The 257-nt window shown below is 57.6% G+C and carries 1 protein-coding gene; it reads left to right on the forward strand.

What is annotated here, in order from left to right; genetic code table 11:
* Positions 1-60: 60 nt before the first annotated feature.
* Positions 61-257, forward strand: a 197-nt coding sequence (locus SB822_RS58740; RefSeq protein ID WP_410859328.1) for a hypothetical protein, incomplete at its 3' end; no start/stop codon positions are given.

Below are 257 nucleotides of genomic sequence, written 5' to 3' on the forward strand. Positions count from 1 at the left end.
GGTGCGAGCGGCGCCTCGCTCTATCCACGGATGTCCTACCGACACACGCAGCGATTCAATATGCTCCTCGATAGCCGCTGTCGCCTTCTATTTCCCACCGTCAAACAGGATATGCCGCACCCGATCTGGCTCGCCGAATGCCACCATAGGGCATCACAAGCCGGAGCGCTCAAAACCCTGCAGGACGTCTGCATGCCAACTAAATGCAGCTATATACCGGCCGATGTCGGCTCGTTGATTTTGAGAAACTCCCGCCC

Origin of the sequence: Paraburkholderia sp. SIMBA_054, from assembly GCF_046534875.1 — a bacterium.
In the GTDB taxonomy this organism is placed as follows: Bacteria; Pseudomonadota; Gammaproteobacteria; order Burkholderiales; family Burkholderiaceae; genus Paraburkholderia; species Paraburkholderia hospita.